Source organism: Pedobacter hartonius, from assembly GCF_900107535.1.
Taxonomy (GTDB): Bacteria; Bacteroidota; Bacteroidia; order Sphingobacteriales; family Sphingobacteriaceae; genus Pedobacter; species Pedobacter hartonius.
Genome location: NZ_FNRA01000009.1, coordinates 193,745 through 206,863 on the forward strand (window position 1 = coordinate 193,745; position 13,119 = coordinate 206,863).

Consider the following 13,119-nt stretch of genomic DNA (forward strand, 5'->3'; position numbering starts at 1 on the left):
AAATTATTTATGATGATTGCTGATGGTTTGCCGCTGAGCAAAAAGCAATTGCGAATTGAAAACCACAATGGCAAAGAAAATTATGCCATATGCCATCATCTGTATTTTATCCAGATGTTCGTGATACACAAAACTAGCCAGCAAAAATGCAATCAGGGGGTTAATATTGAGCAGCATACCAACAGTTGACGAATTGATCCGTTTTAGCGCAAAAAGGTTAAGCAACAGCGGAATGATCGTAAATCCTATTGCAATCAGCTCAATATACGAGTAAAAAACAAATGAAGCCGGTACCGGACCGCGGTATACAGGATAAAATGGAAGTAATAAAAGGGCTGAAAATACAATTTGAAAGGTGAGGTTCAGGAACTTATCAAAGCCTGTATTTTCGCGCTGGCTTACCAGATACAGGGCATAAGAAAACCCCACAATCAGGCTGAAAGACATATCCATGATGTTGCTGTAAGAAAGCATCAGGCAACCTGTGATGCTTAAGCCTACTGATGCCCACTGTGATTTGTTCAGCTTTTCATGTAAGATGAAATAAGCGAGTAAAGTGGTTAAAATCGGGCATACCAGGTAAGCCAGAGAGGTTGCCTTTACACTAACATGGTTCAATACATAAATAAATGAATACCAGTTCACTGTTAAAAGCAGTCCGCCGCCAACATTCAATAAGATTGATTTACGTTTTCCTTTTATGGGCAGTGCTTTGAAAACAGCGATGTTTTGCAGCAGTATTTTGCGTTTAAACAGCAATACAATGAGCAGCATTAAAATTGCACAGGAGAAAACACGGTAAAAAAGGATGTCCAGTGATGGATAACTATGAATAGGTTTTAAAACCAGACTGAAAAAGCCCCAGATCGTAAAAGCGGTGATTGCTGCGATGTAATATTTCGTGTCTTTCAAGTATACTGACGTTTACGACGCTCAATATACGATTAATAATTATTTTTGATTGATCATCAGGAAGTTTCGTTGTCTAAGCTATTAAACTATATAGTTTTTAATAAAAAGCAAAATATAATTTAATAAATTTCGTATATATATCATAATTAAAAATAACATGCCGGATCAGGAAATTAAAATTATTAACGCTGTTGGCGACGATGTAAGTGAAATTTATGAGTTATACGAAAATGCCATAAGCTTTCAGAAGGAAAATAACTTTCCGGTTTGGAAAGGTTACAACCCTGAGCTGATTGACCAGGAAATAAATGATCTCTTACTCTACAAGATCGTTGTAAATGAAAAATTAGCAGGTATTTTCAGTGCCGGGCCGGCAGGACTTCTGGAAACCGAACTATGGAAGGAAAGAACGGCCATTAAATCCCTGTATCTCAGCAGGATCATCGTAAGCCGAAAGTATCAGGGCCAAAGACTGTTTGCCTGCATTTTGGACTGGATAAATAAGGATTTGAAAAAACACAGGTATGAATTTATCCGGTTAGACACCTGGGCAGATAATCCGCATCTGGTAAAATATTACGGATCTTTCGGATTTAAAGATCTCGGGATTGTAAGAACTTCGGATTCGCTATCCCTCCCTTTGCAATACCGGGGACTTGATCTTCTGATTATGGAAAAGGCCGTTGCGGTATGATATTCATGGGGCCTAACAGCGTGCCCGGGCAAGCAATTTACTTTTCAGATCGTCAAGCTGAAAAGGTTTCGATAAATAATCATTCATTCCGGATTCCAAAACCCTGGTCTGGACATTATCAGATACCGAACCTGTTAAGGCAATGATGTATATGTTCGCCTTGCCGGGATCAGGAAGCAACCGGATAGCTTTTGTTGCCTCAATCCCGTCCATTACCTGCATATGCATATCCATCAGGATCAGGTCATAGTCTTGTTTTTTTAGTGCATGAAGCACCTGTTCGCCATTTTCTACGATATCTGCCTGTATGCCCCAGCGTTTAAAAAGCTGCCGCATAAAAAAGATATTCATTACATTATCCTCTGCCGCAAGTATCTTTAGTCCGCTTAGAGCAGCCTCATCCGTACCTTTCTTTTCGTCTTCCCGCTGCCTGACAGTCACTTCCCTCAGGGCGATATCAAAATAAAAGCAACTGCCCTCGCCCGTCGTACTTGCAACCCGTATTTCGCTGCCAAACATATTCACCAACTGCTTAACGATGCTCAACCCAAGGCCCGTTCCACCATATTTACGTGTGGTATTTTGCGAAGCCTGGACAAAAGGATCAAAAATCTTATCCTGCTGGCTCTTGCTGATCCCGATTCCGGTATCGGCAACATCCATCTTTATCGTAAATACATCACCGGATTGACCGGTTAATTTTGCTCGGAGAGTAACGCGTCCATCCTTCGTAAACTTAATCGCATTACCAACAAGGTTATACATCACCTGGCTCAACCGGGTTGGATCGCCGGCAAAATCCTTCTGTCTGATACTTTCGTCAACCTCAAGCAACACCTGCAGTCCCTTCTCATCGGCAACGTAAGCCATTCCGGTGGTGATCCCTTTTAACAGCATCCCGAGGTTGAATGGTACTTCCTCGAGCTCCAGTTTCCCGGAGTCCAGTTTGTTGACATCCAGAATATTGCTGACCAAGGCCAGAAGCCCCTTAGCGGAGAACTTCAGGCCTTGCAACTGTTCCTTTTGCTGTGCATTATGATTGTCGTCGGCCAGCAGGCTGGCAATGCCGATCACAGAATTGAGAGGTGTCCGTAATTCGTGGGACATCATGGATAGGAAATTACTCTTGGCAGTAGCAACTTCAGCCAGTTCTTCATTCAATACGTCTTTTTCCTGCAGGGTGGAATAAAGAACACCGTGAAAATAATAATGTGCAAATAGTATGACCAGAAAATTAATGATGACATACAGATCATTCAGGCCCTGCGGCAGTGGATGCAGCACCGTCTGCCAAGATATCGGTGCCTACGATGAATGTTGGAATCGTCAGAGGCCAAAAATACAGCCGTTTTTACCGATCTCAGCCGGAGTTCCCTGCCTGCCAAGCGGCGTAAGGTCTATCCAGATCTGCTTCACCTGGTCCACCAGCTCATGAGGTACCATCTTTCCAAAAACCGGCGTATCAATTGAGCCGGGTGAAATTGTATTTACCCTTATTTTCTTCTTGACAATAAATCGAGCGGCAAGCCTTTGGCCAAAGAAATAACGGCCGCTTTTGCAGCGTCATATATCGTCGTTCCGGGTGCAGCCCGATGTGCGCCGTTCGACGCGATCAGTATAATGGAAGCGCCGTCATTTAAATAGGGAAGCGATTTTTTTACGGTGAAATAGACGCTTTTAAATTCAGGTCCATATAGCTGTCATAACCTTCTTCCGTCGCATCGGTTATCGCCATCAGGGGAACCCCGTCCACAACACCACCTGCATTTACTACCAGGCCGTCTATCTTCCCAAACTTATCAGCGGTAGTCTTATACAGGTTCTCCAGGTCGTCAAGATTTGTTACATCTCCTTTTACACCTATAAAATTACCACCCAGGGTTTCAACAGTGCTGTTCAACGTGGCCTCGTTTCTTCCGGCGATTGCACCCACGGCGCCTTCGTTTTTAAATGTTTCAAATAAACCAGTTGGTAAAACGAACCGTTTTAGATACACACCTATATCGGTTCAATATGAACTTACGGAACACGGCAATACGCTACAAACCATCATCAGCAATCTTACAGACTGGGGAATAGGGCACCGTCAAACGATCATTAAACGACAATGAATTATTTGCCCGATCACCTTTTCCCTAATTGCCTGCTGAACTTTTCCTGCCGATGGAAAGCGCTGTTTGTTTTGAATGGCCGCTAATTTATTGTATCGGAACCAGGTCGTCCAACTCAGTCATATCATTGGCAGTTAATTCAATTGATAACGCTGAGATATTCTCTTCAAGGTGTGTGAGACTTGATGTACCGGGTATTAAGAGAATGTTGTCTGAACGGTGTAATAACCAGGCCAGGGCCAGTTGATGCATTGTTACCTGTTTACGATGGGCCATATCTTTCAGTTTTTCTTGCGACAGTTCCGCTCCTCCACCTAAGGGGAACCAGGGGATAAATGCAATTTTTTGGGATTCACAATATTCCAAAACAGATTCCCACTTCCGCTCAAAAACACTATAACGGTTCTGAACTGAAACAACCTCAAAGTGTTGCTGAGCAAGTTTAATGTCATCAACAGATACTTCAGATAATCCCAGGTGCCTGATCTTGCCTTCTTGCTGTGCTTTAGCCAAAAAAGCGAAGCTGAGCTCTGCAGGCACTTTGGGATCAATACGGTGTAATTGATAAAGATCTATCCGTTCCAGTTTAAGCCTGCGCAAACTGCCATCCAGGGCATCCTGCAGATGCTGAGGACTGGCGTCATTATTAACGTCAGCCCCTGGTCCGAAACGCACCAATCCTCCTTTGGTAGCTATCACCACATTTTCCCTGTAAGGATGTAATGCTTCGGCAATAAGCTGCTCAGAAACGAAAGGCCCATACTGATCGGCGGTATCGATAAAATTTACACCTGATTCAACTGCACGTTGCAGAATGTCGATCGAATTCTGCGGGTTTTCCGGCATTCCCAATATTTTCGGACCGGTGACCCGCATAGTGCCGAACCCCATACGATTGACCTCCAGATCAGCTGCCAATAAAAAAGTCTTTTTTAAATTTGATGTTGTTTCCATATGAGTATATTTATGAAAACAAAGCTAGGTTAAGCCAGAACACAGAAACGAAGACATTTCAAAGGCCTATTTATACTTTTCAAAGTTTTTACGATATTCAGATGGCGTAATACTGGCATGTTTTCTAAAGAACCTGTTGAAATAACTCTGGTATTCGTAGCCAAGCCCAAATGCGATCTCGGCCACGGTATAATCCGTATAACTCAGCAGTGACTTAGCCTCTGCAAACAGCCGTTCGTTAATGTGTGTTGTAGTTGATTTTCCTGTAGCTTTTTGGACCTCCATATTCAAATGATTAATATGTACTGCGATACGATTGGCATAATCGGCAGGTTTTTTAAGCGCTATAGTTTGTAGTGGCAGGTCAAGTGGAAATTGCCGGTTAAGCAGGCGGATAAATTCAGCAGCGACACGAGGCGTATGGCTATCAGCTGTGGTTTCCACACTGCGCATCTGTATCGCCTTATGAAATATCAGGCTTAAATAGCTGCGAAATAAATCATCCTTATTCACATAATCCCTATCTGCATCAGCACGCATCCGGACATAAAGTTCGGTTAAAAACTTCTCCGTAAGGCTGTCCGGGAAATATACAGGCGATTCCTGGATGGAAAACAGACGGTCTGCAACACCTGATAACTGTGCACTAGCACGAAGAAACTCGTCGTTGAAAACGCAGAAATAACCTTCGGCAGGCTTAATTGTTTCGGGCACCGTCCAGGTATAAGGTACTATGGGATTGATACATACCAGTACCGGCCTGTCAACAATAATTTCAGGCAATGAACCATAGCGCAAGCTGCATGGTGATCCCCCGGTAACCAGGCTGATCTTATAAAAATCCCGGCGATTATAGGATTCCAGCGTGCATTTGGCCTCACTGATGTCTGCTACCCTAAACTGTCCTGCGTTTTTTTTAACTACTGTTGTTGCCATGCACAAATTTATACAATTCAAATAAATTTATGCAAAGAAGTTTGAATAAAATCCGATAAAATGCGGCCATAAATGGCCGCATTTTATCGGAACTAACTCTTGTCCACGTGGATTGCATTGCTCTCATTGTAGCGGGCTCCGGTGTCCGGGTACTTTGCAAGCAATTCTTCGATGTTACTGAAGTCTGCCGCGACAAGATCTATATCAACGGCACCGACATTTTCTTCAAGGTATCTGCGTTTTTTAGTGCCAGGAATCGGGATAATATGCTCATCCTGACTTAATACCCATGCCAGCGCCAATCGGGCTGGGGTGCAGCCTTTTTGCTGTGCCAATTCAGCAAAACCAGCGGTCAGCTTGCGGTTATTGTCCTCGTATTCCCGCTGGTAGCGTGGAAAACGTTTGCGGAGATCACCGTCGGCCAGCTTTTCTACATCAAGTGTATTCGTAATTAATCCCCTTGCAAGCGGACTAAATGGAATAAAGCTGATGCCTAAATCTTTGCAAAGCGGCAGCACATTGGCTTCCGGCTCACGGGTTAAAATTGAGTATTCACTTTGCAGGGCGCTAATGGGATGTATAGCATGTGCCTTACGAACGGAGTTCACAGAAGCTTCAGACAGGCCGAGAAACCTCACCTTGCCTTCGCGAACTAATTCGGCCATGCCACCTACCATTTCTTCAACCGGCACAAGCGGGTCAATGCGGTGGGCGTAATAAAGGTCAATAACATCCACCCTGAGCCGTTTCAGACTTGCTTCTACCGTTTTTTTTATATAGGCCGGCGATCCGTTAACGGCCCTGTTACCGTCGGATGTAAATCCAAATTTGGTTGCGATAAATATTTTGTCACGATTTTCAGTGAGCACTTTGGAAATCAGTTCTTCATTTTTACCGCCGCCATAGACATTGGCAGTATCCCAAAAGTTAATGCCCAGGTCGAGCGATTTGTGTAGTGTGGCGATAGATTCTGTATCATCAGGCGTACCATAAGCATGGCTCATGGTCATACATCCAAGTCCGATTGCTGATAGCTGCACACCAGTATTTCCTAGAATTCTGTATTTCATTTTCGGTTTATAATTTTTGTATATTAATCAAAATTATTAAATTTAGTTCAATTTACTATAAACACTAACAATTCACAATAATAGTTTTCCCTAAACGATGAAAACAGCGATATTGCAGGTGATTTATGACATTACAGCAACAGAAAATAGTGATCAAACTTATTAACAAACGTAGCCATGGTCACGAATCGGCTATGGATTAGTCCGTATTATTGTTTACAATGAGTGAAGAATTATATTGCGGTATCCGGTTAAACTAAAACAATGAACGATGTTAGGAGAACTTAATGAAAATCAGATCGAAGAGCTGCTAAAGCGGCAGGTTACAGGCAGAATTGGCTGCCACGCAGATGGTACAACCTACATTGTGCCCATTAATTATGTCTACAGGGAGGGGTACATCTACGGACATTCAGCAGAGGGCAAGAAGATTGAAATGCTCCGGAAGAATGCGGAGGTATGTTTCCAGGTGGACGACATTGAGCGTATCGATAAATGGAAAAGCGTAATTGTATGGGGTCAATATCAGGAGATCACTGACGGAAAAGAGATGCAAAAAGCAATGCAGGAAATTATCCGGCATATTATGCCCCATATGACCAGCGAAAATGCGCACCCTTCGCATGGTATTACCGAAGATGAAAGCGATATTGGCAGCAGTATCGATCTGATTCTTTACAAGATCCGTATCGATAAAAAAACAGGCAGATTCGAAGATCAGGCGACTTTATAAGCTTAGTTAACGCTGCCTTTCTTGTCTCTGAGCCAGCTGTGATAGATTTTCTGCTGCAGACCGGTCTGATCTTTTAAAGGTGTGATGGTGAAATCCTTTTCTGTTTTCCTGCCCAGAATTACCGGCAGTTCAAGGATCTTATCCTTACGCTGAACCCTTTAGCATCACTGTTTCTCCCGCATGTTTCTCCTTCAGGAACTCTTCCAGCGGCAGGTTTATGACTGTACCGCCGTCGATGGATAGTATCTGGTCACCAGGTATTATTCCCGCTTTCCAGCCTCCATAGGGCCATTCCACGGAACTTACAAAGAACCTGCTATCACTGTAAACTGCATCAGCACTCAGATAAGCACCCGGACTTTGATGGCTTACGGTGTCTATGTTCAATCCTGCATAGCTGAAATACTTCGGATAGTCTGGCGGCGCCGTGGTGTTGGCGTAGCTTTTCAGTTCAGTCAAAGTTGTTCCGGCAATACTTTCGCAGGTGCTCCAGAAGTCCTGTTCCGTAAAACCCCGGTGGAGCTGCTTATCATACCTGACATATAGCCTTCTCATCACGTCATCAAGCGTCCTGCAATTTTGTGTCTCATGCCATATCTTCAGGTCGAGCATCAGGCCAATTGCACAACCCTTATCATAAACTGAGATCGTTTTCGCCTGCTGCTCTGCCGAACGGCTGCTGGCATCTTCACCCTCCGCCCAGAGATTATGGCTCGCCTGTGCTGCTGATTCCAGCAGGTGACCGGGTTTATTCTCATAATTGGCAATATGCTGCCGGTAGGCTTCAAGCACATTTGCATTGCTGGTTAGCCCTGCGGCTTTTACGATCAGGTATTGATAATAGCCGCTAAAGCCCCCTGATATCCAGAGCAGATTCGTATAATTTTCCCTGCTGTAATCAAACGGGCCGAGTTCAATTGGGCGGATCCGCTTTACGTTATAGGTGTGGAAATATTCGTGGGCCAGAAATGCATAAAAAACGTTCCTTGCTGCCGTATCCGAAAGCACATTACGTGTAGCCAGCATCAGCGAGGCAGAGTTCAAATGTTCAATTCCTCCAAATCCCCTTCGGGTGGGGATCGCGAGGAAAGAGTAATGGCTGTAAGGAATATCTCCGATGATCTCACCGCCCGCCTGTACGATTTTTTGCAAATCGTACATGAAACCTTTCCGGTCAAACTCTTCCAGCCCGTGCCCTACGAACTGATGTATTTTTCCCTGTACTTTGAATTCGGGCAGCGCCTCTAGCTTACCCATCAGCAACGGACTGTCAAATAGCTCATCAAAACTTACAGCATAAAAAACATTGATCTTACCCCCTGCAGGATTCAGCCCGGTAGCCACATAGGACGGCCATCTCTGATACGGCAGAACCTCTATTGTAGCCGACTTGCGCAACGCATCATCTATGTATAACAAAAGTGCCCCCGGAATTATATAACCGAAGTTTTCATCCAAATAGATGTTGCCTATAAATGGAACCACTGCCGTAACATCGTAATTGATTTCAAGCAGTTCAACCTGTGCTGTATCCAGAAGCCAGGTATTAGGATCCACTTTCTTCCAGGTGACCGTTTTGCCTTTTGCCGTTTTTAACGCTCAGATCACTTACTGCCGACGCAAAGTCTACCAGTTCGTAATAACCCGGCGTCCAGGCACTCATTTTCAGCACCGTTTTTCCTTTACCGGACGACATGGAGCTGATCTTTACATGATAGACATGGTCCCGGGGTTCAGGCATACTGACCACATAGCTGATGCCTCCTGATTGTCCGGCTGCTGACTGGCCGAAAGATGCGGTCTGGAAAAATACGACCACAACAGAGAAAAGTAAAGCACGGACGGCCAGCGCCCGGTACCCATTTTTTTGATCAGATTTATAGTAGCTCATAAGGTAAGTCAGAAATTAAAACCCTTAACCCCATTGCCGGATTTCAGGTTAACTAAGATACACCTTAAAACTGTACAGCTGGTTATTGCTGCCTGGCATTTTTTATTACCGGATTAAACCTTAGCTGAAAAACCACATCTATATCAGCAAAGGTACCATCACCTCTGCGCAGAGAAAAAGGTAATCGTTGTATATGAATATTTAGTGAATTTTAAATACCAACACATGAAAAATTTGAAATTGATGTTACTCTTAATAGTAGCAATATTCTCCTTCGGGACAGCAGAAGCACAATCAGTAGTCGTACGAGCAGGCGGTCCGGGCCATCCACATGGACACTTCGTTCACCGTGGGCGCCATTACGCACACCGCGCACCCTATTACAGATATCACCACAGATATTACCGATATTACTAGTTAACTGTTATTACCTGGTAGAAAATGAGAGCCCCTTTAATCAGGGGCTTTTGTGAATGCTCATTGATGGTCATATCGCAGAAATAGCTACCACTGTTAACACCTTTACTCAAGCCTAATCAATTTTTATCACATAACTATACCTGGTTTTCATTTTCCTTGGGTTAAACTCCGGAAATTTAACCTCAGAATTTTTTCCGTTCACGGTATAGGGTAATACCTGTCCGGTTTCCAGCAGGGTTACCTTTTTGCCTTTTAAATCCATGTCTCTTAAAATCACTTTATGATTGGCGGGCCACACCGGAACAGTGGCAAATATGATCTTGCCTTTCTGGGTAAAGAATACTTCTTTCAATGCATAACCGGGCTCAGGATCTTCTGTTAGTTTCAACATAATATCTCCGCCAACATGTTCACCATTGTCCTCAGATTTTGGCTGATAATCTCGCTTACCCGGCCCCCACTGTATCGAATTTTTATATTTGGTAGTGCCATAAACAGCCTCACCGTTTATTTTTAGCCATTGGCCAATTTCCAATAAGCGCTCCTGCATGATGGGCGGTATCTTGCCATCAGCATCCGGACCGATGTCTAAAAGGAAATTGCCACCCCGGCTTACTTTATCAAGCAGATGAAGGATCAGTACTTTGGCAGAGTTATAATCCCAGGCATCTTCCATCCTGTTATAACCGTAAGAAAAACCCATACCACGGCTTTCTTCAAAATAGTGGTCTTTAAAATCCATGTTGGGCTGGTACTCCGGACTGTAAAAACCGCCGTGTTTGTAACGCGTATCTTTACCCCAGCGGTCATTCACTACAACTTTATCTTTGACTTTACTATCGTTAAACATCCAGGACAGTATTGCTGTGGAATGCCATAAGGTATCTGGTTGCTCCCATTCACCGTCTGTCCAGAAAACCTCTGGTTTATAGGTCTCAATTACATCCTTAATCTGTGGAATCATATGTTTCTTTACATACAACTGTTTGTTATTCAGCCATAAAGGATTATACCATTCATACAAAGAATAATAAATACCCGGATGTACAGATGTCTTTCTTACGGCTTTAAACAGGTCACCCAGCAAATCTCTTTTAGGGCCGGCTTCTGCCGCATTCCAGGCAAAACCACGACTCTCTGAAGCTTGTTTGCTCGGCCATAAGGCAAACCCATCATGGTGTTTGGAGGTAAGTACAATATACTTTGCACCAGACTGTTCAAAGAGTTTGGCCCAGGCTTCAGGATCAAATAAATCGGCTTTGAAGAGCGGGGCAAACTGGTAATAACTAAAATCAGCACCGTACTTTTTATTGTGATAGGCTACTGCCTGTCCTTTAAAACCATTGGATTGAAGGTTTTGCTGGTACCATTCTGAATATTGCCCCTTTGGCGCCCATGCAGGTACAGAGTAAACACCCCAGTGAATAAATATACCAAATTTGGCATCCTGATACCATGCAGGAATGGGCCTGGAATCTATTGATTTCCAGTTTGGCTGATAGGTTTGTGCAAACATGGACTGGCTGGCAAAAAGTAACAGGTACAATACGTATTTCTTCATCTTGGATGATTGGAAATTGGGGTTAAGGATAATGCACGGCACCGGAGATTAGATATCCCTTGGTGGCGTTTTTAAAGGTAAATAAAATCCTTTTTTATCAGGGCAAACTTCGCCGCAGATTCCTGATAAATTTTGCAGCTGTATTAAGGCAATTGTCAAATAATATGATTAAATGTTGAGCTTTTAAAAATCAGAATTTCACAATATTGTAATATTTTTTTTTAATCATGAAACAATTGTGAGTTGACCCGGGAAGCAAAAAGTAAATATTACTTTAAACAGACTATATGTTTCAACAAGATTAATTAATTAAAACAATTACAAACAAATATACGAATTATATGTTATTTTTGTGAAATTTTTACATCCGGGGTCCTTAACCCGTCATGAAATAATCTATGATATGAGAAACGTTTTGTTTTAGTTGCTGCCCGATTTCAATTGTCGCATGATTTGGCCCCGGAAAAATTCAATTAACTAATTTTTTCACCTTAAAATCATTTTATTATGGTAATCGTTAAAAGTGGTCCCTTTCTGGGATTTTCAGGAACAGTCGGCGGAATTACCTGTTCGCAGCTTGCGGATGGCAGAACCGTCGCAAAACAGAATAAGAAAAAAAGCACAAAGCCCCCTACCCCGAAACAGCATGCAGTATAGGCTGACATGGGCATCGTATCACGATGAATGAAACCCCTTGAAAAATTTATTCGTGTAGGATACAGGCAGGATGCAAAGAAGAAGCAATTAAGCAGCCACAATGCGATGGTGAGCGAAATCAGGAAAAGCGCTATGGAAGGATTATATCTGGAACGCAGTGTGAGTTTATCGAAACTTTTGGTTACCAGGGGCAATCTGCTCACAGCGGATAAAAAATCGGCAGTAATGACTCCATCCGGACTTGCTTTTAGCTGGAGTACCGAAATTGAGGATGGGAAAAGTCACTACAGCGATCAGGTAATGCTATTGGCCTTCTTTCCGGAATTACAGCAAATAAGATTTGAAACCGGCGGAGCACAGCGGTACAAGGGTAAAGATTTCCTTCAGCTTGATGGCATTAAAAAAGGATTTGCAGCAGAGGTCTATATTTCTTTTATCGCGAATGATCAGGAAAGCGTATCAAACAGTACTTATCTCGGACAATTTATCTGGTAATCATGGCAACAGAAAGAAGCAATTCAATTTTAGGCAGTTATCGCGGAAAGATCGGCAATGTGGTACTGAGCGACTGGAATGGCACAGGCACGATGAGAAAGACGCCGGAGAAACAGAATAAGAAAAAAATTACCCAGTTGCAGGCCCGGCAAAACAAGATCTTTGGTATGATGAACAGATTTTTGAAGGGGGCCAAAACGGCTATAAATCTCGGGTATCAGCTACCGCGAAAAGCAAAAATGACAGCATATAACGCTGCAGTTTCTTATCATCTTAATCAGGTAACCGGTAAGCCGGACAATCCTGCTCCTGACTTTGCAAAAATCAAACTCAGCAGGCCCGTGAATAAGACCCAGCAAGCCTGGAACCCGGTCTTATCTGCAGAAAGCGAATACAAAGTGACGGTAAAATGGGAGCTTAATCCATTTCCGGACATGTGTACGCGTCTGGATGACAAGGTGATCCTGGTATATTATGATACAAAAATCAACAGGTTTATCAATTTTGTAAATGTCGCAGGCCGCAGAGATCTGAGTTATACGGTCAATTTTATTGATTGGGATGAAGGCCACGAGCTGCATTGGTATATGTTCATGGCTTCTAGGGATGGCAAACTGGTTTCTGAAACAGAATATCTGGGAATGATAACAGTCAAAGCTTAGGCTTTGGCATTTAAATGCTGCTA

The 13,119-nt window shown here is 43.2% G+C and carries 15 protein-coding genes and 1 pseudogene; 6 read left to right on the plus strand and 10 right to left on the minus strand.

The genetic code is table 11. The annotated features are described in order from the left end of the window. Positions 1 to 3: 3 nt before the first annotated feature. Positions 4 to 912 (minus strand): EamA family transporter, encoded by a 909-nt coding sequence (locus BLW16_RS16160; protein ID WP_090558512.1) that lies wholly within the window; start codon positions 910 to 912, stop codon positions 4 to 6. 157 nt (positions 913 to 1,069) lie between these two features. Here BLW16_RS16160 and BLW16_RS16165 point away from each other — a divergent pair, with 157 nt between their 5' ends. Then, positions 1,070 to 1,606: a GNAT family N-acetyltransferase gene (locus BLW16_RS16165; RefSeq protein WP_090558514.1), complete on the plus strand. Its 537-nt coding sequence runs from the start codon at positions 1,070 to 1,072 to the stop codon at positions 1,604 to 1,606. Positions 1,607 to 1,618: 12 nt separating this feature from the next. Here BLW16_RS16165 and BLW16_RS16170 read toward each other — a convergent pair whose 3' ends face one another. The 3 genes and pseudogenes from BLW16_RS16170 to BLW16_RS23905 form a co-directional block, all read right to left on the minus strand. After that, a complete protein-coding gene (locus BLW16_RS16170) occupies positions 1,619 to 2,890 on the minus strand; it encodes an ATP-binding protein (RefSeq protein ID WP_090558516.1) in 1,272 nt (423 codons plus the stop codon). 42 nt (positions 2,891 to 2,932) lie between these two features. Then, positions 2,933 to 3,049: a hypothetical protein gene (locus BLW16_RS24060; protein WP_394332027.1), complete on the minus strand. Its 117-nt coding sequence runs from the start codon at positions 3,047 to 3,049 to the stop codon at positions 2,933 to 2,935. Positions 3,050 to 3,099: 50 nt separating this feature from the next. Further along, positions 3,100 to 3,602: pseudogene (locus BLW16_RS23905) on the minus strand (SDR family NAD(P)-dependent oxidoreductase). Here BLW16_RS23905 and BLW16_RS23035 point away from each other — a divergent pair. Further along, entirely contained in the window at positions 3,508 to 3,717 is a 210-nt protein-coding gene (locus tag BLW16_RS23035; protein WP_175470610.1) for a winged helix-turn-helix transcriptional regulator, read from the plus strand. The pseudogene BLW16_RS23905 and the gene BLW16_RS23035 overlap by 95 nt on opposite strands. Positions 3,718 to 3,804: 87 nt before the next feature. On the opposite strand, the gene BLW16_RS16180 is transcribed toward BLW16_RS23035, so the two are convergent. From BLW16_RS16180 to BLW16_RS16190, 3 genes are all read right to left on the minus strand, one after another. After that, on the minus strand, positions 3,805 to 4,671 hold the full coding sequence (locus BLW16_RS16180; RefSeq protein WP_090558518.1) for an aldo/keto reductase: 867 nt from the start codon (positions 4,669 to 4,671) through the stop codon (positions 3,805 to 3,807). Positions 4,672 to 4,737: 66 nt separating this feature from the next. Then, entirely contained in the window at positions 4,738 to 5,607 is an 870-nt protein-coding gene (locus BLW16_RS16185; RefSeq protein WP_090558520.1) for a helix-turn-helix domain-containing protein, read from the minus strand. 92 nt (positions 5,608 to 5,699) lie between these two features. Next, entirely contained in the window at positions 5,700 to 6,677 is a 978-nt protein-coding gene (locus tag BLW16_RS16190; protein WP_090558521.1) for an aldo/keto reductase, read from the minus strand. 271 nt (positions 6,678 to 6,948) lie between these two features. On the opposite strand from BLW16_RS16190, the gene BLW16_RS16195 reads away from it, so the two are divergent. Further along, positions 6,949 to 7,410, plus strand: coding sequence for a pyridoxamine 5'-phosphate oxidase family protein (locus BLW16_RS16195; RefSeq protein ID WP_090558524.1), 462 nt, complete (start codon positions 6,949 to 6,951; stop codon positions 7,408 to 7,410). A gap of 144 nt (positions 7,411 to 7,554) precedes the next feature. Here the strand turns inward: BLW16_RS16195 and BLW16_RS16200 are convergent, their stop codons facing one another. The 3 genes from BLW16_RS16200 to BLW16_RS16210 form a co-directional block, all read right to left on the minus strand. Continuing rightward, positions 7,555 to 8,967 carry a M61 family metallopeptidase gene (locus BLW16_RS16200; RefSeq protein ID WP_090558526.1) on the minus strand — a complete coding sequence of 471 codons (1,413 nt, stop codon included), beginning with the start codon at positions 8,965 to 8,967 and terminating at the stop codon, positions 7,555 to 7,557. Beyond that, a complete protein-coding gene (locus BLW16_RS16205; protein WP_090558528.1) occupies positions 8,957 to 9,301 on the minus strand; it encodes a M61 family metallopeptidase in 345 nt (114 codons plus the stop codon). The genes BLW16_RS16200 and BLW16_RS16205 overlap by 11 nt, the downstream gene beginning before the upstream one ends. 532 nt (positions 9,302 to 9,833) lie before the next feature. Further along, positions 9,834 to 11,282, minus strand: a complete 1,449-nt coding sequence (locus tag BLW16_RS16210; RefSeq protein ID WP_090558530.1) for an alpha-L-fucosidase — start codon at positions 11,280 to 11,282, stop codon at positions 9,834 to 9,836. A gap of 507 nt (positions 11,283 to 11,789) precedes the next feature. Between BLW16_RS16210 and BLW16_RS23310 the strand changes: the two genes are divergently transcribed. Genes BLW16_RS23310 through BLW16_RS16220 form a run of 3 tightly spaced genes read left to right on the plus strand, consistent with a single transcriptional unit; the run spans position 11,790 to position 13,096 of the window. Further along, positions 11,790 to 11,939 (plus strand): hypothetical protein, encoded by a 150-nt coding sequence (locus BLW16_RS23310; RefSeq protein ID WP_175470611.1) that lies wholly within the window; start codon positions 11,790 to 11,792, stop codon positions 11,937 to 11,939. Positions 11,940 to 11,966: 27 nt separating this feature from the next. Continuing rightward, a complete protein-coding gene (locus BLW16_RS16215) occupies positions 11,967 to 12,434 on the plus strand; it encodes a DUF6266 family protein (RefSeq protein WP_090558531.1) in 468 nt (155 codons plus the stop codon). 2 nt (positions 12,435 to 12,436) lie between these two features. Then, entirely contained in the window at positions 12,437 to 13,096 is a 660-nt protein-coding gene (locus tag BLW16_RS16220; RefSeq protein WP_090558533.1) for a DUF6266 family protein, read from the plus strand. Positions 13,097 to 13,119 lie beyond the last annotated feature (23 nt).

What these genes read in the sequence shown, in the direction of transcription:
- BLW16_RS16180 (WP_090558518.1), bottom strand. Translation starts at nt 4,671, where the DNA reads ATGGAAACAACATCAAATTTAAAAAAGACTTTTTTATTGGCAGCTGAT.
- BLW16_RS16220 (WP_090558533.1), top strand. Translation starts at nt 12,437, where the DNA reads ATGGCAACAGAAAGAAGCAATTCAATTTTAGGCAGTTATCGCGGAAAG.
- BLW16_RS16205 (WP_090558528.1), bottom strand. Translation starts at nt 9,301, where the DNA reads ATGAGCTACTATAAATCTGATCAAAAAAATGGGTACCGGGCGCTGGCC.
- BLW16_RS23310 (WP_175470611.1), top strand. Translation starts at nt 11,790, where the DNA reads ATGGTAATCGTTAAAAGTGGTCCCTTTCTGGGATTTTCAGGAACAGTC.
- BLW16_RS16165 (WP_090558514.1), top strand. Translation starts at nt 1,070, where the DNA reads ATGCCGGATCAGGAAATTAAAATTATTAACGCTGTTGGCGACGATGTA.
- BLW16_RS16215 (WP_090558531.1), top strand. Translation starts at nt 11,967, where the DNA reads ATGAAACCCCTTGAAAAATTTATTCGTGTAGGATACAGGCAGGATGCA.
- BLW16_RS16185 (WP_090558520.1), bottom strand. Translation starts at nt 5,607, where the DNA reads ATGGCAACAACAGTAGTTAAAAAAAACGCAGGACAGTTTAGGGTAGCA.
- BLW16_RS24060 (WP_394332027.1), bottom strand. Translation starts at nt 3,049, where the DNA reads ATGGTACCTCATGAGCTGGTGGACCAGGTGAAGCAGATCTGGATAGAC.
- BLW16_RS16195 (WP_090558524.1), top strand. Translation starts at nt 6,949, where the DNA reads ATGTTAGGAGAACTTAATGAAAATCAGATCGAAGAGCTGCTAAAGCGG.
- BLW16_RS16190 (WP_090558521.1), bottom strand. Translation starts at nt 6,677, where the DNA reads ATGAAATACAGAATTCTAGGAAATACTGGTGTGCAGCTATCAGCAATC.
- BLW16_RS16210 (WP_090558530.1), bottom strand. Translation starts at nt 11,282, where the DNA reads ATGAAGAAATACGTATTGTACCTGTTACTTTTTGCCAGCCAGTCCATG.